The 24,159-nt window shown below is 71.2% G+C and carries 16 protein-coding genes and 1 tRNA gene; 8 read left to right on the top strand and 9 right to left on the bottom strand.

Going from position 1 to position 24,159, the window contains the following annotated elements; genetic code table 11:
- Nucleotides 1–18: 18 nt before the first annotated feature.
- Nucleotides 19–741 carry a hypothetical protein gene (locus tag ACIOKD_RS03920; RefSeq protein WP_402077812.1) on the top strand — a complete coding sequence of 241 codons (723 nt, stop codon included), beginning with the start codon at nt 19–21 and terminating at the stop codon, nt 739–741.
- Between the two features lie 58 nt (nt 742–799).
- Complete coding sequence (locus ACIOKD_RS03915) at nt 800–1,546, top strand: hypothetical protein (RefSeq protein ID WP_402077809.1); 747 nt, start codon at nt 800–802, stop codon at nt 1,544–1,546.
- Between the two features lie 153 nt (nt 1,547–1,699).
- Here the strand turns inward: ACIOKD_RS03915 and ACIOKD_RS03910 are convergent, their stop codons facing one another.
- From ACIOKD_RS03910 to ACIOKD_RS03890, 5 genes are all read right to left on the bottom strand, one after another.
- Nucleotides 1,700–2,449, bottom strand: coding sequence for an N-acetyltransferase (locus ACIOKD_RS03910; protein ID WP_402077806.1), 750 nt, complete (start codon nt 2,447–2,449; stop codon nt 1,700–1,702).
- Nucleotides 2,450–2,572: 123 nt separating this feature from the next.
- Entirely contained in the window at nt 2,573–3,316 is a 744-nt protein-coding gene (locus ACIOKD_RS03905) for an HNH endonuclease family protein (protein WP_402077804.1), read from the bottom strand.
- A 353-nt stretch (nt 3,317–3,669) separates the two neighbouring features.
- Entirely contained in the window at nt 3,670–7,218 is a 3,549-nt protein-coding gene (gene mfd, locus ACIOKD_RS03900; RefSeq protein WP_402077801.1) for a transcription-repair coupling factor, read from the bottom strand.
- Between the two features lie 375 nt (nt 7,219–7,593).
- A complete protein-coding gene (locus ACIOKD_RS03895) occupies nt 7,594–10,167 on the bottom strand; it encodes an ABC transporter permease (RefSeq protein ID WP_402077798.1) in 2,574 nt (857 codons plus the stop codon).
- Nucleotides 10,164–10,952, bottom strand: coding sequence for an ABC transporter ATP-binding protein (locus ACIOKD_RS03890; protein ID WP_402077796.1), 789 nt, complete (start codon nt 10,950–10,952; stop codon nt 10,164–10,166). Before ACIOKD_RS03890 ends, ACIOKD_RS03895 begins: the two co-directional genes overlap by 4 nt.
- Nucleotides 10,953–11,468: 516 nt before the next feature.
- Here ACIOKD_RS03890 and ACIOKD_RS03885 point away from each other — a divergent pair.
- Nucleotides 11,469–12,971 (top strand): MFS transporter, encoded by a 1,503-nt coding sequence (locus ACIOKD_RS03885; RefSeq protein ID WP_402079146.1) that lies wholly within the window; start codon nt 11,469–11,471, stop codon nt 12,969–12,971.
- A gap of 325 nt (nt 12,972–13,296) precedes the next feature.
- On the opposite strand, the gene ACIOKD_RS03880 is transcribed toward ACIOKD_RS03885, so the two are convergent.
- From ACIOKD_RS03880 to ACIOKD_RS03870, 3 genes are all read right to left on the bottom strand, one after another.
- Nucleotides 13,297–14,202, bottom strand: a complete 906-nt coding sequence (locus ACIOKD_RS03880; RefSeq protein WP_402077793.1) for a cellulose-binding protein — start codon at nt 14,200–14,202, stop codon at nt 13,297–13,299.
- 106 nt (nt 14,203–14,308) lie between these two features.
- Entirely contained in the window at nt 14,309–17,185 is a 2,877-nt protein-coding gene (locus ACIOKD_RS03875) for an SUKH-4 family immunity protein (RefSeq protein ID WP_402077790.1), read from the bottom strand.
- A 7-nt stretch (nt 17,186–17,192) separates the two neighbouring features.
- Nucleotides 17,193–18,206, bottom strand: a complete 1,014-nt coding sequence (locus ACIOKD_RS03870; RefSeq protein ID WP_402077788.1) for an SMI1/KNR4 family protein — start codon at nt 18,204–18,206, stop codon at nt 17,193–17,195.
- A gap of 249 nt (nt 18,207–18,455) precedes the next feature.
- Here ACIOKD_RS03870 and ACIOKD_RS03865 point away from each other — a divergent pair, with 249 nt between their 5' ends.
- Both ACIOKD_RS03865 and ACIOKD_RS03860 read left to right on the top strand, forming a co-directional pair.
- The gene (locus ACIOKD_RS03865) at nt 18,456–18,959 is read left to right on the top strand and encodes a YwqJ-related putative deaminase (RefSeq protein WP_402077786.1); all 504 of its coding nucleotides are present in this window, start codon (nt 18,456–18,458) and stop codon (nt 18,957–18,959) included.
- A 130-nt stretch (nt 18,960–19,089) separates the two neighbouring features.
- A complete protein-coding gene (locus ACIOKD_RS03860; protein ID WP_402077784.1) occupies nt 19,090–19,593 on the top strand; it encodes an SUKH-3 domain-containing protein in 504 nt (167 codons plus the stop codon).
- 63 nt (nt 19,594–19,656) lie between these two features.
- Here the strand turns inward: ACIOKD_RS03860 and ACIOKD_RS03855 are convergent, their stop codons facing one another.
- Nucleotides 19,657–20,991: a sensor histidine kinase gene (locus tag ACIOKD_RS03855; protein ID WP_402077782.1), complete on the bottom strand. Its 1,335-nt coding sequence runs from the start codon at nt 20,989–20,991 to the stop codon at nt 19,657–19,659.
- Between the two features lie 258 nt (nt 20,992–21,249).
- Here ACIOKD_RS03855 and ACIOKD_RS03850 point away from each other — a divergent pair.
- From ACIOKD_RS03850 to ACIOKD_RS03840, 3 genes are all read left to right on the top strand, one after another.
- Nucleotides 21,250–21,321: transfer RNA gene (locus ACIOKD_RS03850), tRNA-Gln, on the top strand.
- Nucleotides 21,322–21,438: 117 nt separating this feature from the next.
- Nucleotides 21,439–22,920 (top strand): bifunctional UDP-N-acetylglucosamine diphosphorylase/glucosamine-1-phosphate N-acetyltransferase GlmU, encoded by a 1,482-nt coding sequence (glmU, locus tag ACIOKD_RS03845; RefSeq protein WP_402077779.1) that lies wholly within the window; start codon nt 21,439–21,441, stop codon nt 22,918–22,920.
- Nucleotides 22,921–23,046: 126 nt separating this feature from the next.
- On the top strand, nt 23,047–24,018 hold the full coding sequence (locus ACIOKD_RS03840) for a ribose-phosphate diphosphokinase (protein WP_107015616.1): 972 nt from the start codon (nt 23,047–23,049) through the stop codon (nt 24,016–24,018).
- The last annotated feature ends 141 nt before the right edge of the window (nt 24,019–24,159 follow it).

Genomic DNA, 24,159 nt, shown 5'->3' with positions numbered 1-24,159 from the left:
TCTGGGGAGGGGACTGTCATGGGCGCCAAGGGAAAGATCGCGCTGGGGGTTGTCGTGAGCGTCGTCGTCATCGGCGCGGTATCGGCGAACTCCGGTGACGGGGACGGCGGTTCCGCGAACGGCAAGGGCTCCTCGGCCTCCGCCGGGCGCGAGTCAGGCAAGAAGGGTCAGGACGACGCCGGTTCGGACGGGGACGCGAAGAACGACACCAAGGCCGGCAAGGCGGCGGGGTCCGGGAAGAAGGCGGCGTTCCAGGGCGACGGCGACTTCCAGGTCGGCACCGACGTGCAGCCCGGCACCTACCGGACCACCGGCAACGCCGACGCCCTCTGCTACTGGGAACGCTCCAAGGACGCCTCGGGCGAGATGGACTCGATCCTCGCCAACGACAACGTCAGCGGCACCAGCTACGTGACGATCCTGAAGAGCGACAAGCTCTTCAAGTCGAGCGGCTGCGAGGACTGGGAGGCCGTGGACGCGAAGGCGTCCGGTACCCCGGCCACGCTGATCAAGGGCGACGGCGGGATGCACAGAGTGGGCGCCGACATCGCCCCCGGCACCTACAGATCCACGGGCAACACGGACGACCTCTGCTACTGGGAGCGGACCAAGGACTCCTCCCACTCGATGGAGTCGATCATCGCGAACAACAACGTGTCCGGCTCGGCCGTCGTGACCATCGCCGCCGGGGACGCGTACTTCAAGACCTCGGGCTGCGCGGACTGGAAGAAGACCGGCTGACGCCCCGCCCTTCCCCCACCACCGCTCCACCTCGACTTCGACTTCGAAGGAAACCGTCATGCGTCGCACCGCACTTGCCGCTCTCTGCCTCGCCGCCGCGGCCACCGTCTCGCTCACCGGCTGTCTGCCCGGCGAGGACAAGGCCGACAGCAAGCCGAAGGGCCCGTTCGCCGGGCTGACCGGGGGTGAGATCGCCGACCGGGCCGTGGAGGCCACCTCGAACGCCTCGTCGCTGCGTATGAAGGGCGACATCCTGGACGACGACGGCAGCCGCATGGACCTCGACATGGCCCTCGACAAGAAGGGCCGGTGCGCCGGCACGATGAGCGCCGACGGCCAGGGCGAGGCCCAGCTCGTGATGACCGGCGACACCCTCTACATGAAGTACGACGAGAAGTTCCTCCGCGCCCAGGACGAGGACGCGCCGAAGGAGGAGACCGACCAGGTGGTGGCCATGCTGGCCGGCAAGTGGACCAAGATGTCCGCGAAGGGCTCGGACGCCAAGGACATCGCCGGTTTCTGCGACCTCGACACCGTCCTCGCGGACTTCGAGGACGTCAGCTCCGACGCCACCCGGGGCAAGGCGGCCACGGTCGGCGGCACTCCGGCGATCGTCCTGCACGAGAAGGACGGCAACGACACGTACACGCTGTCCGTCGCCACCGAGGGCAAGCCCTACCTGCTGAAGGTCATCAGCAGGTCCGCCAAGGAGCCGGGCACGGTCACCTTCAGCGACTTCGACACGCCGGTCCCGGCCGAGACCCCCCAGGGCAAGATCCTCGACCTGGACGCGCTGGGCGGCTGACGGGCCACAAAGGGCCGGCGCGAAGGCCCGGCGCGAAAACCCGGCGCGAGAACCCGGTGCGAGAACCCGGCGGGGCGTGTCCACGGGGGGCATGCCCCGTCCGGCACGCCCGACCGGCGGGCCGGGTTCGCGCACGGCTCGAAGGGAGTGCCGTCAAAGGGCGTGCCGCACCCACACGTTGGGCTCGACGTACACCGCGTACCCGAGCGCCGGCTCGCAGTGCACCGGCACCAGCGCGCCGGGCACCTCGACCCGGCCCTCCTTGTCGAACGGCAGCCCCGTCCACTCCCGCCACTCGTGCAGCGACGCGGCGACGGTCATCGACGCCGGTGCCACCGCCTCGATGCGCCCACCCGCCCTGACATGGACCCGCAGCCACGGGTCGTGCGGCAGCCCGTCCTCACGCGTCCGGAACGCGTACTCCTCCATCGCCGTACGCGGTTCCAGATGCTTCGCGTTCGGCCGCACCGGTGCGACGACCTCGTCGAAGCCCTTGGCCCGGGCGTTGTCGCGCATCGCCGAGAGCATCCGTGCCGACAGGCCGGTGCCCTGGGCGTGCGGGGCGACGACGATCGAGACGGCGCTCACGGTGTCGGGCGTGACTCCCTGACGCCGGTCCCCGAACGCCCGCACCAGCACCTCGTCCCAGCCCCGCGCCGGCAGCGCGCCCGGGCCCTCGTCCCCGAGGGCGAGCGGCACGCTGTAGGCATGCGCGACCACTTCGCCGCCCTCGCCCTCGCCCTCGGCGAACAGCACGTACTCCGGCAGTTCCCTGGCGATCCGGCCGTAGTGCGCGTTGCCGACGAGGTCGTTGCGTATGAACTCGGGCCAGGTGTCTGCCATCCCCGCCACCGCGTCGTACATCTCCGGACGCTCGGCGAGGCTCGCGATTCTCAACACCATGCCGGACACGGTAGGCACCGGACCGGCCTCGGCGAAACCGCTTTTCGGGCACGGAACCGCCCTGCACGGAGCCTTGCCGGAACGTCTCCGCAACGCCTCCGTGACGCCTCCGCAACGCCTCCGTCAGTCCGCGTGGAACCGGCTCGGCGCCCGTGTCGAAGTACCACCCGTCGGGAGCTTCTGCCCCGGGCAGGCGGACAGCACCTTCTTCATCGCGGACTTCTCCGCGTCGGTGACCCACAGCTCGTACTTCTTCTTCACGGCCACCTGCCGGGCCACGTACGTGCAGCGGTAGGCCTTGTGGGGCGGGAGCCAGGTCGCGGTGTCCCCGTCGCCCTTGCTGCGGTTGCGTCCGGCGTCGACGGCCAGGAGGTTCAGCGGGTCGTTGGCCAGCGCTATCCGCTTGCTCGCGTCCCATTTCCCGGCGCCCTTCTGCCAGGCGTCCGACAGCGCGACGAGATGGTCTATGTCGACCTCGCTGCGCCCGCCGCGTACGAAGGTGACGTCCTTGTTGGTGTACGGGTCGGGGTCGAGTGTCCCCGACCGCACGCTGCACTCGCCGTCACTGAACTTCACCTCCTCCAGGTCCCGTTTGAGGATGTCGTCGCGGGTGTCGCAGCCGTTCGAGTCGGTGTCGGCCCAGGCGGTGCCGAACTTGTCCCGGTCGTACCCCGTCTTGGGCGCCCTCCCCTTGACGGTGAGTGAGTCGACGGCGGTGAGGGCGGCTCCACCCGCGCCCGCCGGCTCCTGAGGTCCGGCGGCACCGGTCGTCTCCGCCGTACAGCCGGTCGCGGCGAGCAGCAGGGCCGCGACGCCTGCGGTCCTTGTCCAGAACGTCACGGGCGCTCCTTCTTCTTGCTTGCCCATGTCCGCCCTGAGCGGGCGGTCTTCCTGCACTTCACCGTACTGGCCCGGGGATTGGGAAAGAACGGCGCGAAAGGGATGTACGGGGACTTTGGTGAGCAAGTGGCGCACCACCGGCGTGACAGAGGTGGTGAGGCACCGTCGGCCCCCGAGACCGGCTGTCCCGTATCGCGCCCCTCACACCTTCCCGATCCCCAGCGTCGTCTCCGACACCAGCAGCCCCGATCCGAGCACCGCGACCCAGAACTCGCCGGGCGGACCGGCGAGTCGACCGGTGCCCTCCGGCCCCGGCGCCCGCCACGGGGCCGCGGCCGGCTCGTCACCCGCGGCCGTCCACTCCCCCCTGCACGGCCCCCTCAAGACCCCAGAATCGAAGCCAGGAACTCCCCCGTCCACCCCAGCAGCTCCCGCCCGACCAGCGGCTTGCCGCCGACCTTCGCCGTCTTCGGGCGCGGGACCAGTACCTGGTGCGCGGACGGCTTGACGACGGTCCCCGGGTACAGGCGCTGGAGCCGCAGTTCCTGCGATTCCCGCAACTCCACCGGCGCGAACCGGATGTTGTTTCCCTGGAGGACGACATCACCCACCCCGCACGCGCGCGCGAGCATCCGCAGTCCGGCCACCAGGAGCAGGTTCTCCACCGGCTCGGGCAACTTCCCGTACCGGTCGACGAGTTCCTCGCGTACGGCCTTGATGTCGTCCTCGGAGTTGACCGAGGCGATCGAGCGGTAGGCCTGCAGGCGCAGCCGCTCGCCCGGCGCGTAGTCGTGCGGGACGTGCGCGTCGACCGGGAGCTCGATCTTGACCTCCAGCGGCGCCTCCTCCACGACACCGCCCTCCATGGACGCGCGGTAGTCCGCGACCGCCTCACCCACCATGCGTACGTACAGGTCGAAGCCGACTCCGGCGATGTGGCCCGACTGCTCGCCGCCCAGCAGGTTTCCGGCGCCGCGGATCTCCAGGTCCTTCATCGCCACGTACATGCCCGCGCCCATCTCCGTGTGCTGGGCGATGGTCGCGAGGCGTTCGTGGGCCGTCTCCGTGAGCGGCTTCTCCGGCGGGTAGAGGAAGTACGCGTAACCGCGGTCGCGGCCACGCCCCACCCGGCCGCGCAGCTGGTGCAGTTGCGAGAGGCCGAAGTTGTCGCCGCGCTCCACGATCAGCGTGTTCGCGTTCGAGATGTCGATGCCCGACTCCACGATGGTGGTGGAGACGAGGACGTCGAACTTCTTCTCCCAGAAGTCGACGACGACCTGCTCCAGCGCCTGTTCGGACATCTGGCCGTGGGCGGTGGCGATCCGCGCCTCCGGCACGATCTCGCGCAGCCGGGCCGCGGCCCGGTCGATCGACTCGACCCGGTTGTGGATGTAGAAGACCTGGCCCTCACGCAGCAGCTCCCTGCGCACCGCGGCGCCGATCTGCTTCTCCTCGTACGGGCCGACGAAGGTCAGGACCGGGTGCCGTTCCTCCGGGGGTGTCGTGATCGTCGACATCTCCCTGATCCCCGTCACCGCCATCTCCAGCGTGCGCGGGATCGGGGTGGCGGACATGGTCAGTACGTCCACGTTCGCGCGCAGCTTCTTCAGCTGCTCCTTGTGCTCGACGCCGAACCGCTGCTCCTCGTCGACGACGACGAGTCCCAGGTCCTTGAACTTGGTCTCCGCGGAGAAGAGGCGGTGGGTGCCGATGACCAGGTCCACCGAGCCCTCCCGCAGCCCCTCCAGGGTCGCCTTCGCCTCGGTGTCGGACTGGAAGCGCGACAGGGCCCGTACGTTGACGGGGAACTGCGAGTAGCGCTCGCTGAACGTCCCGAAGTGCTGCTGCACCAGCAGAGTGGTGGGCACCAGGACGGCGACCTGCTTGCCGTCCTGGACCGCCTTGAAGGCCGCGCGGACCGCGATCTCCGTCTTGCCGTAACCGACGTCTCCACAGATCAGGCGGTCCATCGGGACCGTCTTCTCCATGTCCTCCTTGACCTCGGCGATGGTCGTGAGCTGGTCGGGCGTCTCGGTGTACGGGAACGCGTCCTCCAGCTCGCGCTGCCACGGCGTGTCGGCGCCGAAGGCGTGCCCGGGGGCCGCCATCCGGGCCGAGTACAGCCTGATCAGGTCCGCCGCGATCTCCTTGACGGCCTTCTTGGCGCGCGCCTTGGTCTTCGTCCAGTCGGCGCCGCCGAGGCGGTGCATCGTCGGGGCCTCGCCGCCGACGTACTTGGTGATCTGTTCCAGCTGGTCCGTGGGGATGTACAGCCGGTCGCCCGGCTGGCCGCGCTTGGCCGGCGCGTACTCGACGACCAGGTACTCGCGGGTCGCGCTCTGCACGGTCCGCTGGACCATCTCGATGTAGCGGCCGACGCCGTGCTGCTCGTGGACGATGTAGTCGCCCGTCTCCAGCGTCAGCGGGTCGATGCTCTTCCTGCGGCGGGCCGGCATCCGGGCGCCGTCCTTGCCGGCGGCCTTCTGCCCGGTGAGGTCGGTCTCGGTGAGCACGGCGAGTCTGAGCGCCGGGTCGACGAACCCGTAGTCGATCGAGCCGCAGGACACCTGCACGACCGAGGGGGTCAGCGCGCCCAGGTCCGACTCAAGGCGGGCCGCGATGCCCTCGCCGCCGAGCACCTCGACCGTACGGGCCGCCGGGCCGTGCGCCTCGGTGACGAACACCGTGCGCCAGCCGTCCGCGAGCCAGCCCTTGGTGTCGGCGAGGGCCTTCGCGGTGTCGCCGCGGTAGGTCTCGGGCGCGTGCATCCCGAGCTTCAGCGTGTCCGCGTCACCCGCAGCGCCGTCCGTGAACGTCTCGTCGGCCGCGAACTGCGACACCGACCACCACATCATGTCCAGCTCGCGGGCCCGCTCCCGGACGTCCGCGATGGACCACAGGGATGCCGCGTCGACGTCGATCGGGGCCTCGCCTCCGCCCGCTGTCGCCGCCCAGGACGCCTGGAGGAACTCCTGCGAGGTCGCCACCAGGTCGGAGGCGCGCGTGCGCACCCGCTCCGGGTCGCACACGACGGCCATGGAGCCCTTGGGCAGTACGTCGATGAGCAGCTCCATGTCGTCGACGAGGACGGGAGCGAGCGATTCCATGCCCTCGACCGCGATGCCCTCGGCGATCTTGCCGAGCAGCTCGCCCAGCTCGGGGTGCTCCTGCGCGAGGGCCGCCGCCTTGGCCCGTACGTCGTCCGTGAGCAGCAGTTCACGGCAGGGCGGCGCCCACAGGCCGTGCTCGGCGACCTCAAGGGACCGCTGGTCGGCGACCTTGAAGTAACGGATCTCCTCGACGTCGTCGCCCCAGAACTCCACGCGCAGCGGATGCTCCTCGGTGGGCGGGAAGACGTCCAGGATCCCGCCGCGTACGGCGAACTCGCCGCGCTTCTCCACCAGCTCCACCCGGGCGTACGCCGCTGCCGCCAGGCCCTTCACGATGTCACCGAGGTCGGCGCTCCGGCCGGTCCGCAGGGCGACAGGCTCCAGGTCACCCAGGCCCTTGACCTGGGGCTGGAGGACCGAGCGCACGGGGGCCACCACCACGGAGACGGGACCGGTCTCCGGGTCGTCGGGGCGCGGGTGGGCGAGCCTGCGCAGGACGGCGATCCTGCGTCCCACGGTGTCGCTGCGGGGGGACAGCCGCTCGTGCGGCAGCGTTTCCCAGGACGGGTAATCCACGACGGTGTCGGCCGGCAGCAGCGACCTCAGCGCCGCCGCCAGGTCCTCGGCCTCGCGGCCGGTGGCGGTGACCGCCAGGACCGTGCGTCCGGCCTCCCTGGCCAGGGCCGCCACCGCGAAGGGCCTGGCGGCGGGTGGGCCGACCAGGTCCACGTGCATGCGGTTGCCGTCGCCGGCGGCCTTCACCGCTTCGGTGAGTGCGGCGTCCTTGACGACGGCGTCGAGCAGACCGTGCAGGCTCATGAAGGGTTTCCGTCCGAGGATCCGAGGAGCTGAGGGGGGTGGGGCTGGAGGGTGGGCTGGGCAACGCGAGCCGCCCGACACGTGTGACGGGCCGGGGGTGTCCAGGGTACGACGCCGGGGTCCTCCCCGCCCGCCCCTGTGGACAGAGGGGGCTTTCCTCGCCCCCGCCGCCCCTGCCCTCCCCCGTCGTCACCGCATGGGGGCTGCGCCCCCTCGCCCCCCTTTGCGCAGTTCCCCGCGCCCCTGAAAGCGGGCTGCGCCCGCCCCTCAGGGGCGCGGGGAACTGCGCGGCCCGCACCCGGCGAACAGCCCGGTGCCGTCGAGTCAGAAGACTCGACGGCACCGGGCTCCCCCCGTTCCTCCAGCCGGCGGCGGCTAATCCGTCGCGATGGCGTTCAGGACGTTCATCCGCCCCGCCCGGAACGCGGGCACCAGCGCCGCGAACAGTCCCACGAAGGCCGAGCCGATGAAGACTCCGATGATCGTCGGCCAGGGGATGTCGAGGACCTTCAGGCCCTCCAGGGCGAGGAGCTTCTGAGCGGTGGCGCCCCAGCCCATGCCCAGGCCGAGGCCGAGCAGCGCTCCGAAGAGGGCGATGACGACCGACTCCAGGCGGATCATGCGGCGCATCTGCCGACGGGAGAGGCCGATGGCGCGCATCAGGCCGATCTCACGGGTCCGCTCGACGACCGAGAGGGCCAGGGTGTTCACGACCCCCAGGACCGCCACGATGATCGCGAGTGCCAGCAGACCGTAGACCATGTTCAGGAGCTGGCCGATCTGGTCCTTGAGCTCCTGCTTGTAGTCGGTCTGGTCACGGACCTGGTACTGCGGGTACGCGTCCAGGGACTTCTTCAGGGACGCGTACGCCGTCTTCTCCTGGCCGTCCTCGGCGGTGGCGAACATCATGTCGTTCGGCGGCATCTTGTCGGCCGGGACGTACTGCTCCAGCGTGGTGATGTTCAGATAGCGCGAACCCTTGTCGAGGGCCGTGTCGTCGTCCGTGATCGCCGCGACCTTCAGCTTCGCGCTCTGTCCGCCCTTGAAGGCGACGGTCATCGTGTCGCCGACCTTCACACCGTGCTTCTTGGCGTAGAGGGAGCCGACCGACATCGCGTTCTTGCCGTACGCCGCCGACAGCTCGCCGGCGATCGTCTCGCGGCGCAGGTCACTGACGTACGTCGGGTCCGCGGCCGTGACGTCGCTGTCCTCGGTCTTCCCGTCGGGCGAGGTCAGCTTCGCGTCGATCATCTTGTAGCTGGTGACGTGCTCCAGGCCCGGCGTGCCCTCGATGGCCTTCTGGGCCTGCGGCACGATCCGCTGGTTGCCCTCGATGATGAAGTCCGTGCCGACCGACTTGTCGAGCTCCTCCGTCGCGGAGGCGACCATCGAGGAGCCGACCACGGAGAGGCAGGCGACCAGCGCGAGGCCGATCATCAGGGCCGCCGCGGTGGCACCGGTGCGGCGAGGGTTGCGCAGGGCGTTCCGCTCGGCGAGGCGTCCGACGGGGCCGAAGCCGCGGAGCAGGACCGCGCTGAGGGCCCGGACCACACCACCCGCGAGCAGCGGGCCGATGATGACGAGGCCGATCAGCGAGAGCACCACACCGATGCCCAGCATCGACGCGCCGTCGCTCGCCTTGTCCGCGCCGGCCGCCGTGAAGAGGGCCGCGCCGCCGGCGCCCGTGAGGGTCAGGCCGATCAGTCCGCGGATCCAGCCGGCCTTGCCGTCGGCCGGCGTACCGGCGTCGCGCAGTGCGGCCATCGGGGAGACCTTGCCCGCGCGGCGGGCCGGCAGGTAGGCGGCGAGGACGGTGACGACGACGCCCAGGACCAGGCCGATGGCCGGGGTCGCGGCCTTGACCGTCAGGTCGTCGGTGGAGAGGTTCATGCCCGCCATCGACATGAGCTTCATCAGGCCGATCGCGATGCCGACCCCTGCGGCGACACCCAGGATCGAGCCGACGACACCGAGCAGCAGCGCCTCGACCAGCACGGACCGGTTGACCTGCTTGCGGGAGGAACCGAGGGCCCGCATCAGGCCGATCTCACGGGTGCGCTGGGCGACCAGCATCGAGAAGGTGTTGATGATCAGGAAGATGCCGACGAGGAAGGCGATGCCGGCGAAGCCGAGCATGGCGTACTTGATGACGTTCATGAACTCGCCGATGCCCTCTTGGCCTTCGTCCGAGAGTTCCTTCTGCGTCTGGACCTTGAGCGCCCCGTCGGACCCGGTGAGCGCGGCGGAGACGGCCTGCTTGAGCTGGGCGTGGGTCACACCGGTGGCGGCGACGACGTTGACCTGGGTGAACCGGCCGGTGGCGCCGAGCAGTTCGCGCTGCGCGGTGGCGGTGTCGTAGTAGACGACGGCGGCACCGGGGTTGGTCACCTTGAAGGTGGCGATGCCGACGATCTTCGCCTTGAAGTCACCGGTGACGGCGATGGTGCGCAGCTCGTCACCCATCTTGAGGTGGTGCTTGTCCGCGGTGTCGGCGTCGACCATCACCTCGGTGGGCCCGCGCGGGGCGTGTCCGGAGGTTATCTCCATCGAACGCAGTTCGTTCTTCGTCCAGTTGCCCGCGATCGTCGGGGCGCCGTTGGTGGTCCCCATGTTCTTGTTGTCGCTGTTGACGACGGTCACGTTCAGCGAGATGACCGCGCCCTCGGCCGACTCGACGCCTTCCACCTTCTGCGCCCGCTCGACGAGGGAGTCGGACAGCGACAGCGGCTTGTCGTTCTGCGGGGTGTCGTTGGTCGAGGCCGCCTTGGGCGAGATGGTGACGTCGGCGGAGGTCATCGAGAAGAGCTTGTCGAAGGTGGTGTTCATCGTGTCGGTGAAGACGAGCGTGCCGCACACGAACGCCACCGACAGCATGACGGCCACGGCCGACAGGGCCATGCGTCCCTTGTGCGCGAAGAAGTTGCGCCTGGAGGTCTTGAAGACGGTCATGACGTGCGCCCCCGGGCGTCGAAGTCCTTCATGCGGTCGAGAACGGCGTCGGCGGTCGGCTTGAGCATCTCGTCGACGATCCGCCCGTCGGCCAGGTAGAGCACGCGGTCCGCGTAGGAGGCGGCGACCGGGTCGTGCGTCACCATCACGATGGTCTGGCCCAGCTCGTCGACCGAGCGGCGCAGGAAGCCCAGCACCTCGGCGCCGGCCCGGGAGTCGAGGTTTCCGGTGGGCTCGTCACCGAAGATGATCTCGGGCCGCGCGGCCAGGGCGCGGGCCACGGCGACGCGCTGCTGCTGGCCGCCGGAGAGCTGGTTCGGCCGGTGCTTCAGCCGGGAGGCGAGACCGACGGTCTCGACGACCTGGGCCAGCCACGCCTTGTCCGGCTTGCGGCCCGCGATGTCCATCGGGAGTGTGATGTTCTCCATGGCGTTCAGCGTCGGCAGCAGGTTGTACGCCTGGAAGATGAAGCCGATCCGGTCCCGGCGCAGCTGGGTGAGCTTCTTGTCCTTGAGTCCGGTGATCTCGGTCTCGTCCAGGTAGATCTTTCCGGCGGAGACGGTGTCGAGGCCGGCGAGGCAGTGCATCAGGGTGGACTTGCCGGACCCCGAGGGGCCCATGATCGCGGTGAACCGGCTCCGCGCGATGTCCACGTCGACCTGGTCCAGGGCGACGACACGGGTCTCACCGGACCCGTACGCCTTGACGACCTGCCGTGCCCGCGCGGCAACGGCCGTACGCTCTCCAGTGCCCCCGTGCCTGGGAATGGTTACAGCCGATGTCACGGTATGTCTCCTAAGTCGGCCACTGACAGGTCAGTGGCGGTCTGCGGTTGTCCTGAGCGCCTGCGGTTGCCCGCGCCGAGCGGTCGAGTCCTGCCGGTACGTCGTGCGGTCGAGCCCTGCGAGTACGTCGTGCGGTGCGGCGGTGCGGTCACGCCGCCCGGTCACAGCCCCAAGTCTGGTGGCGGAGGGTGGTCCCCCGCGCTGGTGCCCAGCGCAGTCTTCTACTGGGGAAAACCCCACCCCCGAAGGTGCGGGACACCGCCCTCAGCGGCATAAAGCCAGGTTAAGGACGGCACCCGTACCGTCTCGTCCTCCGCCGGGACGAACCCTCCCCGAGCCGTAGTACGGAGGTACCCCTAGGGGCTGTCCACCCGTCGGTGGACTTCCTCTCAGGGATGCCACCGCCTTCCGGCCCGCTCAGCATCCGCCCTCCCGTGGCGTGAGGCTCAAGTGGCAGAGTGGCCACGGCAGATAGGTGCAAGGGGAAGGAATCCTGTGGGCCAGGGGGACACCGGAATACCGGCCGTCACGGAGGGCGGGCCCGCCGCGGCGCGGGCCGGGGCCAGGAACCGCCGGGCGGTCGTCGCCTCCCTCATGCTCTGCATGGGTCTGGCAGCGCTCGACTCCACGATCGTGTCGACCGCCGTCCCGCAGATCGTCGGCGACCTCGGCGGCTTCTCCGTCTTCTCGTGGCTGTTCTCCGGCTATCTGCTCGCGGTGACCGTCACGCTGCCCCTCTACGGCAAGCTCTCCGACACCTTCGGCCGCAAGCCGGTCCTGATCGCCGGTTCCATCCTCTTCCTGCTCGGCTCCCTGCTCTGCGCGCTCGCCTGGAACATGGCCGCGCTGATCGCGTTCCGTATCGTCCAGGGCCTCGGCGGCGGCGCCCTCCAGGGCACGGTCCAGACGCTCGCCGCCGACCTCTACCCGCTGAAACAGCGCCCGAAGATACAGGCGAAACTGTCCACGGTGTGGGCCACCTCGGCGATCGCGGGCCCGGCGATCGGCGGGCTGCTCGCCTCGTACGCCGACTGGCGCTGGATCTTCCTCATCAACCTGCCGCTCGGCGCGGTCGCCCTCTGGCTGCTGGTCCGCCACCTCCACGAGCCCGAGCTGGCCGCCCCCGCGCGCCGCCCACGCGTCGACTGGGCGGGCGCGCTCACCGTCTTCGCCTGCGGCGGCGTACTCCTGACGGCCCTGGTGCAGGGCGGAGTGGCCTGGCCCTGGCTGTCGGTGCCCTCGACAGCGCTCTTCGGTACGGGACTCGGGCTCATCGGCCTCCTCGTACTCGTCGAACGCCGGGCCGCCGAACCGATCATCCCCGGCTGGGTCTGGCGCCGCCGCACCATCGCCGCCGTGAACCTCGCGCTCGGGGCCCTGGGTCTGCTCATGGTCGCCCCGACCGTCTTCCTGCCCACGTACGCGCAGTCGGTGCTGGGGCTCACCCCCGTCGCCGCCGGATTCGTGCTCTCCGTATGGACGTTGAGCTGGCCGGTGTCAGCGGCCCTCAGCCAGCACGTCTACCGGCGCATCGGCTTCCGCAACACGGCGATGCTCGGCATCGGCACGGCCACGCTGATCCTGTTCGCCTTCCCGTTCCTGCCGTATCCCGGCGCGGCCTGGCAGCCCACCGTCCTGATGCTCCTGCTCGGCGGGGCGCTCGGCCTCTTCCAACTGCCTCTGCTCATCGGCGTCCAGTCGACCGTCGACTGGGCGGAGCGCGGTACGACCACCGCCTCCGTCCTCTTCTGCCGGCAGACCGGCCAGACGGTCGGCGCGGCTCTCTTCGGCGCGGTCGCCAACGGCGTACTGGCCTCCCGGCTGGGCGGCGCGGGCGACCTGGACTCGGTGACCGCGTCCCTGGAGTCGGGCGCGCCGGCCGAGCACGTACGCCGGGCGGTCGCGGAGGCGGTCCACGCCGTCTACTTCGGCGCGGCCTGCGCGGCGGCCCTCGCCTTCCTGGTCCTGCTGTTCGTGGCCCCGCGCCGCTTCCCGGTACTGAAGAGCCCAGGGGACTGAGGGCCGGCAGGCGAAGTGGGGTCGCGAGTCACTTCTCCCGGTCGAACCAGGCCGTGGGCTGCGGCAGGACAGCAGCACCAGCACGGGCGGCCCCAGCACGATGCGGCAGCACGGATCCGCGTGAGTGCACGGCGCCGGCCGTGGGCACGCTGCGGGCCGGTGGGGACTTGTCGCGCGGTTCCCCGCGCCCTCCCTGGGGGTGAACGGCGCGTTGTCGTGTGCGGGCCGGTGGGGGCTGAGCGCACGGTTCCCCACCGGCCCTGCGAGGCTTCGCCCTCCAGGGGCGCGGGGAACTGCGCGGCCGACCCCCACCGGCCCGCCGGAACTACTCCGCCGCCGCCCGCCCCGTCAGCGCGGCGAGACTGCTGCGGACATGGTCCATGTGCGCCTGCACCTCGTCCCACCGCTCGCCGTGTTCGCGCAGGACCCGTTCCGTCTCGCGGGCCACGCGCTCCTCCCGGACCCGGGCCTCGGCGAGGAGTTCGGCGGCGCGGGCGTCCGCGTCCTCCTGAAGGTGGCGGGCCGACTCCTGCGCCTCGGCCAGCTCCCGTCCCGCCGCGGCCATACTCTCCTCGGCGCGCGCGAGCAGTTCCTCGTGGCGCGCGACGAGGGCGGCCTCCCGCTCGGCGGCCTCGCACCCGGCCCGCTCCCAGCGTTCGGCGTGCTCCTTCTCCTGCTCGGCGATGAGGTTCTCACCGCGCCGCCGCGTCTCGCGCAGCGCGGCCAGGGCCTCACCGCGGCCCTCCTTCACCTCGCGCCGCGCGGAGATCCGCATCTCGTCGGCCTCGGCCTGCGCGGCCAGCAGCCGGTGCCGGGCCCGGTCGTCGGCCTCGGCGCGCACCTCGTCCGCGTCCGCCCGCGCTGCCTCGCGCACCCGTTCGGCCGCCGCCCGTGCCTCGTCCACGGTCCGGCGCGCCTGCCGCAGCGCGTCCTCGCGCAGCGCCGCGGCCTCCTCCTCACCCAGCTCGAAGAGCCGCCGGGCCCGGTCGCCGAGCGTCTCGTACGTCTGGGGGGCGAGATCCATCACGACCTCGCGCAGCCGCAGCGCCTCGGACCCCATCTCCCTGGCCAGCACGGTCAGCCGCGCGGCCCGCTCCCAGGCCGCGTCGCGCCCCGCCGACAGTGCCGTGGCGTACGCGTCGACCTGCGCGGGGCGGTAACCACGCCCCCGTACGACCTCGAAGCCCTGAGACGACACCGAGGACACCGAGGGCACCGATGAGCTGCTCATGCCGCTCATCTTGGTGGATCAGACGGAAGTGTTCATAACGCGACACTCCGCATATTCCGTCGCCCCTGTCAGCCGCTCCTGTCGGGACCGATTCAGCGCCGGTCCGTCAGAGCAGGCCGTCCCACATCTGCTCCAGCAGCACCGACCACCAGCTCTCCGGCGACCCGAGGGCCGCCGGATCGATCGCGGCCAACTGCGCCTGGAAATCGACGGTCCAGCGCCCCGCCTGCTCCTGATTGAGCCCGAAGCGAAGACGCCACATACGGCCCAGCAACGCGAGGCTGCGCGCGAACTCGGGCAACCCCGTGTTCACGAACTGCGGCGGTACAGGAGCACCGCCCGGACCCGCCTCCACCGGCACGGCCACGATGTTCGCGGTCCCGTACTGGACACAGACCGCCTTGCCGAAGTCACTGCCCATGACGAGGTACGAGCCCGCGTCCGCGCCCGGCTGCACCCCGCGCTCCTGCGCCAGTTCGGCGAGCGTGGGCACCGGACGGCCCGGCTGGGCCTGCGCCCAGAAGAACGGGTTCATGTCGAGGGGCAGCCCGGCCACCACCAGGGTGTGCGCCACGATCGGCGGCACGCCCTGCCGGGACACGGCCGCCTGGTCGAACCGGAACAGGCCGGGCCCGAAGGCCGCCGCCAGCTCCTGCCCGATGGCCTCCGGCGGGATCGGCGGCGCGGACTGCACCGGCGGCAACGGCGCCCGTACGGGACCGGGCCTCGCCGGACCGTCCGCGACCTGGTGCAACTCACCCTGGTGCGCGAGCAGTTGGGCCATGCCCTGCTGACGGCTGGCATGGTCGGTGCCGTACGAGGCGATGCTCGTGATCCGCGCCTGCGGCCAGCTCTCCCGGATCATCCGCGCGCAGTACGCGCCCGGCAGCTCGCAGGACTCCAGCTCCGTGTGCAGCTCAAGGACCTGCTGCGGCGGCACGTTCATCGCCCGCAGCTCGTGCAGGATCTGCCACTCCGGGTGCGGGGTGCCGGGCGCGGACCGCCGGATCAGCTGCTGCTCGCTGCCGTCCTGGGCGCGGTAGCGCAGCACCGCCTGATAACCGGGGCCGACCGTGGGCTGGGCGTGCTGCGGATAGCCGTAGGCCGGGGGCTGCTGACCGGCACCGGGCTGTCCGGGCATCGGCCCGCCCGGGAAGGGCGGCTGCTGCTGTCCCGGGAACGGCTGCCGGCCGCCCAGGTGCGGAGCGGGCGGCGGCCTCCCGGGACCCCCGGGAGGCATACCGGGCGCACCGGGCGCGGGGGGTGGCGGCGGAGCCGTACCCGGTCCGCCGACCGGCGGACCGGCCAGCATGGTCGCGGCATGGTGCACACCACCGGGCGGCGTACCACCCGGAGTGCCCGGACCACTCGGACCTCCTGGCCCTCCGGGAGCGCCGGGAGCGCCGGGAGCGCCCGGAGGCTGCGGAGCACCGGGGCCGCCGACCGCGGGCCCGGCGAGCATGGTCGCGGCATGGTGGACGCCACCGGAGCCACCGCCGCCGGGAGAGCCGGGAGAACCCGGGGAGTGGGGCGCACCGGGAGGCTGCGGAGCACCCGGACCACCCGGGCCGCCCTGCGCGCCCGGTACCTCCGGCCCGTCGGGGCCGAGCTGCGAGACGAACTGCGTCGGTACGTATCCACCGGCCGGTACACCCGGCGCACCGGGCCCGGACGCCGGAGCGGGACCGCCCGAGGGAGGACCACCCGGAACCGGACCGCCCGGCCGCGCACCCGGCGTACCGGGCGCACCGGGAGGCGGCGGCGTACCGGGCGCGTTCGCGCCCCGCGCGCCACGCGGCGGACCCTGCGCCTTGCTGGTCGCCGCGTCCGCGATGTCACCGGCACCGGGCGGCAGCGGCCGGCCAGGCGCACTCGGAGCGGGCGGCTGCTGCGAAGCGTTGGCGGCGGCGGGCGGCGGCGGAGCGCCCTGCGGATAGCCGTACGAGGGCGCGCCCGGAGGCGGCGCCCCCGGACCGGCCTGCTGCGGACGGTCGTACGAGGAGGGCCCGGCAGGCGCCGCACCGGGCGCACCCGCACCCTGCGGCGCGGTGCCCTGCCCACCCGCACCCCGCGGGAACGCGGGCGGTGCCGGATCGCCGAGAGCGGGCGCGACACTCGTGCTCGGCAGTCGGCTGCCACCCGAGATCAGCTTGGTCCTGGCCTCGGGGGCGGCCTCGGGCGGAGGCGGCGTGCCACCGGGCCCGACATCGCGGATCTGCGGCGCATACACCGTCACCGGCAGCGGCACGGAACGGTCGTCCCCGGCCTCGGCGTTGGTGTCGGTACCGGCCCACGGCGTCGCGTCGGCGGGCACGGCGGCGGCACCGGAGGCGTTCCCCCCGGCGGCGGGCCACGCCGTGCCACCGCTCGGAGCGGCGGGCGCCGGCGAACCGGCGGGCGGCCCCGGCAGAGTCTCGGGCAGCGAACCCGCGGGAACTCCGGCACCGCCATGCGGGGCAGGCACCGCGTCGGCCGGAGGAACGGCGTCGACCGGGGAAGCGGCACGAGCGGAGGGAACCGCGTCACTGATCTCGGCTGCGGGCCGCGACCCGGCGCCGTCCGACGGCCGGCCCGCGGCCCCGCCGGCCGTACCGTCCCGACGGTCCGGGATGCCCATCCGGTCCGCCGCCTCCTGCAGCCACTCCGGCGGAGTCAGCAGGAACGACGTCTGGTTGAGGTCCACCCGGGCGGGCGGGGCGGGCGCCGGATCGGGCACCCCCGCCGACACGCCGTACTCCTCCTCGTACCGGCGGATGACCTCGCCCACCGGCAGCGAGGGCCACAGTGTGGCCTCCCCGCTGTCGCGCGCGATGACGAGCCGCTGGGCACCGCCGTCGGAACGCGGTCCCTCGGCCCGGTCCTCCGCCCACACCACGAAGCCGAGTTCGAACTCCCGGACCCGCACCTCACGGTGCTGGTAGCCGGGCACGTCTGCGTTGATCCACTCCTCGGCGCGCTCCTGCGCCTGCGCGAAGGTCACCATCGGACGCTCACTCCCCCACCGAAGACACCGAAGACGCCGAAGACACTGCGGAAACCGGCACCGCCCGCGCGAAACCGCCGTCCACCATCAGGTTCGCCACCGTCTCCAGCTCGGGCGGATTGCCCGCGAGCCGGGACAGGAACTGATCGAAGTCGTCACCACAGGGCAACAGCAGCCGCTGTACGCGCTCCGCGGGCGGCCACTCGTCCTGGTCACGGGCGTCGTCGAACGCGCAGAACCACACCGAGCCGACCCGCTCGCCCCTCACCTTCACCGCGAGCAACCCGCCCTGCACGAACCCGACTCCCAGGTAGTCCTTGGTGAGATGGTCCCGCAGGCACTTGTTGACATAGACGAGGTCATTGACGGCGGCCTCGTCCCGCACCGTGAAGAACGGCTGGTCGACCAGCAGCCCCAACTCCGCGTCCAGCGCGGCACCCACCGGCGCGCACCCGCCGGCGGCCTTCAGGAAGGAACGGTACGACCCCGGCAGCCGGTACCCGAGATCCTCCTCGACGCCCTGCACCTGCTGCTCGGTCACGGCGACCGCCGCCTTCGGCAGTCCGAAGTGCGCGGGCCGGGTCTCCTGCAGCGGCCGGGTGCCGCGCTTGCCCTGGTCGACCACCGCGGTGGCGAGACCGCCGTGGTGCCGCAGCAACGCCTTCACCTCGACCGGCACCAGCTCCAGCCGGCGCGTGCGCGGCACGTGGTGCCACGTCCAGCCGTGCGGAGTCGCCACCGCCGGGATCGTGTCCCACAGGTCATGTCCGGAAGCCGCCAGGACGGCGTTCGCCGACACGTAGTCGGTCAGCCGCAGCTCGTCGACACCGAACCCCTCGGGCGGTTCGGCGATCTCCGCGGCCGCACGCGCATAGAACGAGAAGTCGGGGTAGCCGACCTCGTCAACGCGTACCCCTCTCGGGTGACGTGCCGCCCGCACCGGATCCGGGAAGTGCACGACCTGCCCGGCATAGGCCGCGTTCGGCGGCGCGGCTTGTTGCCCGAGCCGACCTGTCGTCATGGCGGTTGCCCCCTGCGGCGTAATGAAGGATCGCGGATGTCGACAGCCTATGCGGTGGAACGACACCGGTCACCGGGCCTCCTGTTCCATACCGGCCAAGGGCCCTCCGGTTACGTGACCTGCCGTCATCGAGTCGTGACGGTACGACGAAGACCGCGCGTGTCGCACCGCCCCAGCTTCCGCACCAGCCACGGAGTTTGGCACTCTGTCGGAGCACCGGGGGATGCGTGAAGGGGAGGAAACAGGACGATGAGCACAACACAGATGGGTACGTCCGGGGATCCGCGGGTCGGCTGGAGCAGTACCGAGGCGCCCGCCGCCCCGGTCCTCCTCCACCGGCGCGACGGCATACTCCCGACCATCGCCGCCGCCCTCTCCGTACGGGGCGCGACCCTCACCGGCACGGCGGGCCGCGGCGACCAGCCGCCGTCCCTGCATCCCCTCGTACGGGACTTCCTCGACACACTCACCAGCGGCCAGCGCGACCGCTTCACCGGCCGCTGCGCCGAGGCGATCCTCATCTCCCGCCACCTCGCCGCCGCCGACGCCGCCCGCTCCAAACGCGCCACCCGAAAACCCATGACCAACGGCGAGGCCAGAAAATCCCTCAAGCAGGCCAAACTCACCGCCCGCCGCATCCGCGAGGACGGCGACCCGCTGCACGGCAGTTTCGCGCAGCCCTGCCGCGCCTGCACCGCGCTCAGCGCCCACTTCGGTGTACGCGTCGTCGATCCGACGGCTCAGGAGAACTGACAGCGGCCCCACCACCGACAGCGGCCTCCCACGCGCACGAAGGCGCCACCCGCACGAAGGCGCCAGCGGCGCCACCAGAAGCAGCCGGCCGGAACCCCACACGGCAGCTCAGACCGATCGCGAAGGGCAGATGCACACCGACCGCACCGCCGCCACCTCGACCACCCGCTTCTCCGTCCAGGTCGACGCCTCGCTGCGCGACGCCGGATGGCGACCGGGCCGCTGGGACATAAAGCAGGCCGAGTTCTGGGCCGACGCCCTGCGCAGCCACGAGTCCCCCGCGGGGCACCGCCATGCCGTGTTCCCGGCGGCGGTGGAGGCATGGGCGGAGTTCGGCGGGCTGCGCGTCAGCACGGCCGAGGCGGGCCGCCAGATCGCCTCGTCCCCCCTGCACCTGGACCCCCTGCACGGCCTCCACATGGCCCGCACCCTCGCCGACCTCGGCAGGGCCCTGGACACCGAGGTCGCCCCCCTCGGCGAGGAGACCGACAGCGGAGCCCTGCTCGCCATCGACACGGAGGGCCGCGTCTACACCCTGGACCACACGGGCGACTGGTACCTCGGCGCCGACATCGACCAGGCGCTGGCCACCCTCATCGCGGGCAGGGAACCGGTACGCCTGACAGCAGGCTGAGCAGCCGCCGAAGAGCCGCCGACACCGATGTCATGGCGGGCACCGGCGCCGGTCGCCCCCGGCTCAGGCCCCGGCCGGGATGACCGCCGACACCCGGAACCCGCCCGCGTCCGTCGGCCCGGACACGAACACCCCGCCGAGCCCGACGACCCGCTCCTTCATCCCCAGCAGGCCGTTCCCCCCACTGGGCAGCCTGGCGTCGGAGGCGGCCCCCGGTTCCGGCGGCGGACCGTTCTCCACCTGCATCGCGATCTCCGCCCCCCGATGCGCCAGCCGCACCCGGGTCTTCGCCCCCGCGGCGTGCTTGTGGACGTTCGTCAGCGCCTCCTGCACCACGCGATAGGCGGTCTGCTCCACCATCGCCGCGTACACCCGCGTCTCCCCCTCCACGGAGAGATCGACGACCATCCCCGCGGCGGCGGACTGCCCCACCAGTTCGTCGAGATCGTCCAGACAGGGACCGTCCCCCGCCTCCTCGTCGACGGCCCGGGACGCGGCGGCTGCCGCTGCCGCCCCCACCGCCGCCAGCGGCACGGCCTGCGCCGGCGCGGCCCCGAACCCCGCCCCCCGCGCCGACCCGTCCCCCGTACGCAGAACGCCCAGCATCTCCCGCAGCTCGGTCAGCGCCTGCCGGCCCATGTCGCCCACCAGCGACGCGTTCTTCACGGCCTTCTCGGGATCCTTGCGGGCCACCGCCTGCAACGCCGCCGCGTGCACCACCATCAGACTCACCCGGTGCGCGACCACGTCGTGCATCTCACGGGCGATCCGGGTCCGCTCCTCGTTGCGCGCCCACTCCGCCCGCTCCTCGGCGCGCTCCGCCAGCAGCTGCAACTCCCGCTCCAGGGAGTCGGCCCGCTCCCGCAGGCTCTCCATCAACCGCCGCCGCGCCCCCACGTACAGCCCGAGCAGCACCGGCGGGGCCGTCATACCGAGTGAGGTCGTGATCGACACGAAGGGCACGAACCAGTCCCCCAGCGCCACATCGCCGCGCACCATCCCCTGGTGCGCCCGCACATAGGTGACGATGAGCATCCCCACCATCGACATTCCGGCCAGCGCCCCGGTGATCCGCCTCGGCAGCTCGGACGCCGCCAGCGTGTACAGCCCGACGAGCCCCATCAGGAACCCCATCTGGGCCGGTGTGATGGCGACCGACACCAGTACGACGGCGATCGGCCACCGCCGCCGGAACAGCAGTACGGACCCGGCGACGGCCCCGAACAGCATGCCCGCGGGCACCGGCAGCCCCGCCGCCCCCGCGAACGGAAACCCTTCTATCGCGCACTCCACGGACGACACCAGCGCGAGGCTCCCGTCAAGCACCGCGCTGCGCCACCTCGCCCACCACCACGGCCCCGCCAAGGCCGCGGTGTGGTCTTCCCCCGTCGTGGTCATGGCTCCAGCCTACGGTCGCCCCCCGCCCCTTTTCCGGTGAGTTTCCCGGACTGGCCTACACCACTCCCGTAATCGAACAGAAGCGAAAGGGCCCGTTATCCCTCGAACTGCCGAATCACCGACCGTTCGACCCCTGGCCTGTGATCCACACACCCTCCGTGTGCCGATCCGTACCGTCGCGTCGAAGGGCCTTGGTACGGCATAGTGTTGGTTGCCAACTCGACGGCCCGACCAAATGTCCGGCTTCGTCGGCTTCCATCCCCCGTGGTGTAATTGGCAGCACTGTGGCTTTTGGTGCCATCTGTCCGGGTTCAAGTCCTGGCGGGGGAGCTGTGGACGCCCGGGCCCTGACAGCACTGTCAGGGCCCGCTCTCATGTCGCTCCTGAAACGCCCCGGTATCCTGCGGATGTCCGCACCCCAGACACCAGCAGCCGAAAGGCATATCCGTGAGCGCCAACCTTCCCCAAGCTCATGGCTCCGGAGCAGGGGAGACCCCACCCGCAGCCGTCGTCGTTCTCGCAGCGGGTGAGGGCACCCGTATGAAGTCGGCCACACCCAAGGTCCTGCACGAACTCTGCGGCCGTTCCCTTGTCGGCCATGTGCTGGCCGCGGCGGGTGAGTTGGAGCCCGAGAATCTGGTCGTCGTCGTGGGTCACGCCCGCGAGAAGGTCACCGATCACCTCGCCGGAACCGCTCCGGGCGTCCGGACCGCCGTACAGGCCGAGCAGAACGGCACGGGGCACGCCGTACGGATGGGCCTGGAGGAGCTGGGCGTCGTCGACGGCACCGTCGTGGTCGTCTGCGGCGACACGCCCCTCCTCACCGGCGCGACCCTCCAGAAGCTCGCCGCGACCCACACGGGTGACGGCAACGCGGTCACCGTGCTGACCGCCGAGGTGCCGGACGCCACCGGATACGGCCGTATCGTCCGCGACAGCGCCTCGGGCGCGGTGACGGCGATCGTCGAGCACAAGGACGCCTCCGACTCCCAGCGCGCGATCCGTGAGATCAACTCCGGTGTCTTCGCGTTCGACGGGCAGCTCCTCGCGGACGCGCTCGGCAAGGTCCGTACCGACAACAGCCAGGGCGAGGAGTACCTCACGGACGTCCTCGGCATCCTCCGGGAGGCCGGGCACCGCGTGGGCGCCGCCGTGGCGGACGACCACCGCGAGATCGCCGGCATCAACAACCGGGTGCAGCTGGCGGAGGCCCGCCGCATCCTCAACGACCGTCTGCTGCGGGACGCGATGCTCGCCGGCGTGACCGTCATCGACCCGGCCTCCACCTGGGTCGACGTCACCGTCACCTTCGAGCAGGACGCGATCGTGCACCCCGGCACGCAGCTCCAGGGCGCCACACACCTGGGCGAGGGCGCCGAGGTCGGCCCCAACACCCGTCTGAACGACACCGCGGTGGGCGCCGGCGCCCGCGTCGACAACACGGTCTCGAACGGCGCGGAGATCGGCCCCCAGGCGAACGTGGGCCCCTTCGCGTACCTCCGTCCCGGCACCCGCCTCGGCCTGAAGGCCAAGGTGGGTACGTATGTGGAGACGAAGAACGCCACCGTCGGCGAGGGTACGAAGATCCCGCACCTGTCCTACGTGGGCGACGCGACGATCGGCGAGTACTCGAACATCGGCGCCGCGAGCGTCTTCGTGAACTACGACGGCGAGGCCAAGCACCACACGACGGTGGGCTCGCACTGCAAGACCGGTTCGGACAACATGTTTGTGGCGCCTGTCACCATCGGGGACGGTGCCTACACCGCGGCAGGCTCCGTGATCACGAAGGACGTACCGCCCGGTTCACTGGCCGTGGCCCGTGGCCAGCAGCGGAATATCGAGGGCTGGGTGGCACGCAAGCGTCCGGGCAGCGCGGCGGCGAAGGCGGCGGAGGCGACATCCCGGGAGGCCGGCGGCGAAAGCTGACCGGAAAAGGTCGGGTCCGACTCGGCGTACCGTGATAGGCGCACACCCGCACATCCAGCTGAGACCGCAACTGAGAACGCAACTCATCTCGACATCCAGCTGAGACACCTCTGAGGAGACAGTGCTGTGACCGGGATCAAGACGACCGGCGAGAAGAAGATGATGTTCTTCTCCGGCCGCGCCCACCCCGAGCTTGCCGAGGAGGTCGCCCACCAGTTGGGTGTCGGGGTCGTACCGACGAAGGCCTTCGATTTCGCCAACGGTGAGATCTACGTCCGCTACGAGGAGTCGGCCCGCGGCGCCGACTGCTTCCTGATCCAGAGCCACACCGCACCGATCAACAAGTGGATCATGGAACAGCTGATCATGATCGACGCTCTGAAGCGGGCCTCGGCCCGGAGCATCACCGTGATCATGCCGTTCTACGGTTACGCGCGCCAGGACAAGAAGCACCGTGGGCGTGAACCGATCTCGGCACGTCTGGTCGCCGACATGATGAAGACGGCCGGTGCGGACCGCCTCCTGACGGTGGATCTGCACACCGACCAGATCCAGGGCTTCTTCGACGGCCCCGTGGATCATCTGTTCGCGCTACCGCTGCTCGCGGACTACGTGGGCCACAAGGTGGACCGCTCGAAGCTCACGGTCGTGTCCCCGGACGCCGGCCGGGTGCGGGTGGCCGACCGCTGGTGCGACCGCCTCGGCGCGCCGCTGGCGATCGTGCACAAGCGCCGTGACAAGGACGTCGCGAACCAGGTGACCGTGCACGAGGTCGTGGGTGACGTCGAGGGCCGCGTCTGTGTCCTGGTCGACGACATGATCGACACCGGTGGCACGATCTGTGCCGCGGCGGACGCGCTGTTCGCGCACGGCGCGGAGGACGTCATCGTGACGGCGACTCACGGTGTGCTGTCGGGTCCGGCCGCGGACCGTCTGATGGCCTCCAAGGTCAGCGAGTTCGTCTTCACGGACACCCTGCCCACCCCGGGCGAGCTGGAGCTAGACAAGATCACGGTCCTGTCGATCGCGCCGACGATCGCCAACGCGGTCCGCGAGGTCTTCGAGGACGGTTCGGTGACCAGCCTCTTCGACGAGTAGCGGTCCTGACGGGGTCCCCCAGGGGTCCGCGTTGATCGATTTCTTGTACGGCCTCCCCGCCGCGTAAGCTGTCACAGTTGCTCGGCGAGGGAGGCCGCACTCTTGGGTGCGGCGGTCCGTTATCGACGCGCTCTTCGTAGC

It is taken from the genome of Streptomyces sp. NPDC087844, assembly GCF_044742785.1.
GTDB lineage: Bacteria > Actinomycetota > Actinomycetes > Streptomycetales > Streptomycetaceae > Streptomyces.
Note: the sequence above shows the minus strand (reverse complement) of the source record. Positions and strands in the feature narration are given on the sequence as shown.

What these genes read in the sequence shown, in the direction of transcription:
- ACIOKD_RS03920 (WP_402077812.1), top strand. Translation starts at nt 19, where the DNA reads ATGGGCGCCAAGGGAAAGATCGCGCTGGGGGTTGTCGTGAGCGTCGTC.
- ACIOKD_RS03915 (WP_402077809.1), top strand. Translation starts at nt 800, where the DNA reads ATGCGTCGCACCGCACTTGCCGCTCTCTGCCTCGCCGCCGCGGCCACC.
- ACIOKD_RS03910 (WP_402077806.1), bottom strand. Translation starts at nt 2,449, where the DNA reads ATGGTGTTGAGAATCGCGAGCCTCGCCGAGCGTCCGGAGATGTACGAC.
- ACIOKD_RS03905 (WP_402077804.1), bottom strand. Translation starts at nt 3,316, where the DNA reads ATGGGCAAGCAAGAAGAAGGAGCGCCCGTGACGTTCTGGACAAGGACC.
- mfd (WP_402077801.1), bottom strand. Translation starts at nt 7,218, where the DNA reads ATGAGCCTGCACGGTCTGCTCGACGCCGTCGTCAAGGACGCCGCACTC.
- ACIOKD_RS03895 (WP_402077798.1), bottom strand. Translation starts at nt 10,167, where the DNA reads ATGACCGTCTTCAAGACCTCCAGGCGCAACTTCTTCGCGCACAAGGGA.
- ACIOKD_RS03880 (WP_402077793.1), bottom strand. Translation starts at nt 14,202, where the DNA reads ATGAGCAGCTCATCGGTGCCCTCGGTGTCCTCGGTGTCGTCTCAGGGC.
- ACIOKD_RS03875 (WP_402077790.1), bottom strand. Translation starts at nt 17,185, where the DNA reads ATGGTGACCTTCGCGCAGGCGCAGGAGCGCGCCGAGGAGTGGATCAAC.
- ACIOKD_RS03870 (WP_402077788.1), bottom strand. Translation starts at nt 18,206, where the DNA reads ATGACGACAGGTCGGCTCGGGCAACAAGCCGCGCCGCCGAACGCGGCC.
- ACIOKD_RS03865 (WP_402077786.1), top strand. Translation starts at nt 18,456, where the DNA reads ATGAGCACAACACAGATGGGTACGTCCGGGGATCCGCGGGTCGGCTGG.
- ACIOKD_RS03860 (WP_402077784.1), top strand. Translation starts at nt 19,090, where the DNA reads ATGCACACCGACCGCACCGCCGCCACCTCGACCACCCGCTTCTCCGTC.
- ACIOKD_RS03855 (WP_402077782.1), bottom strand. Translation starts at nt 20,991, where the DNA reads ATGACCACGACGGGGGAAGACCACACCGCGGCCTTGGCGGGGCCGTGG.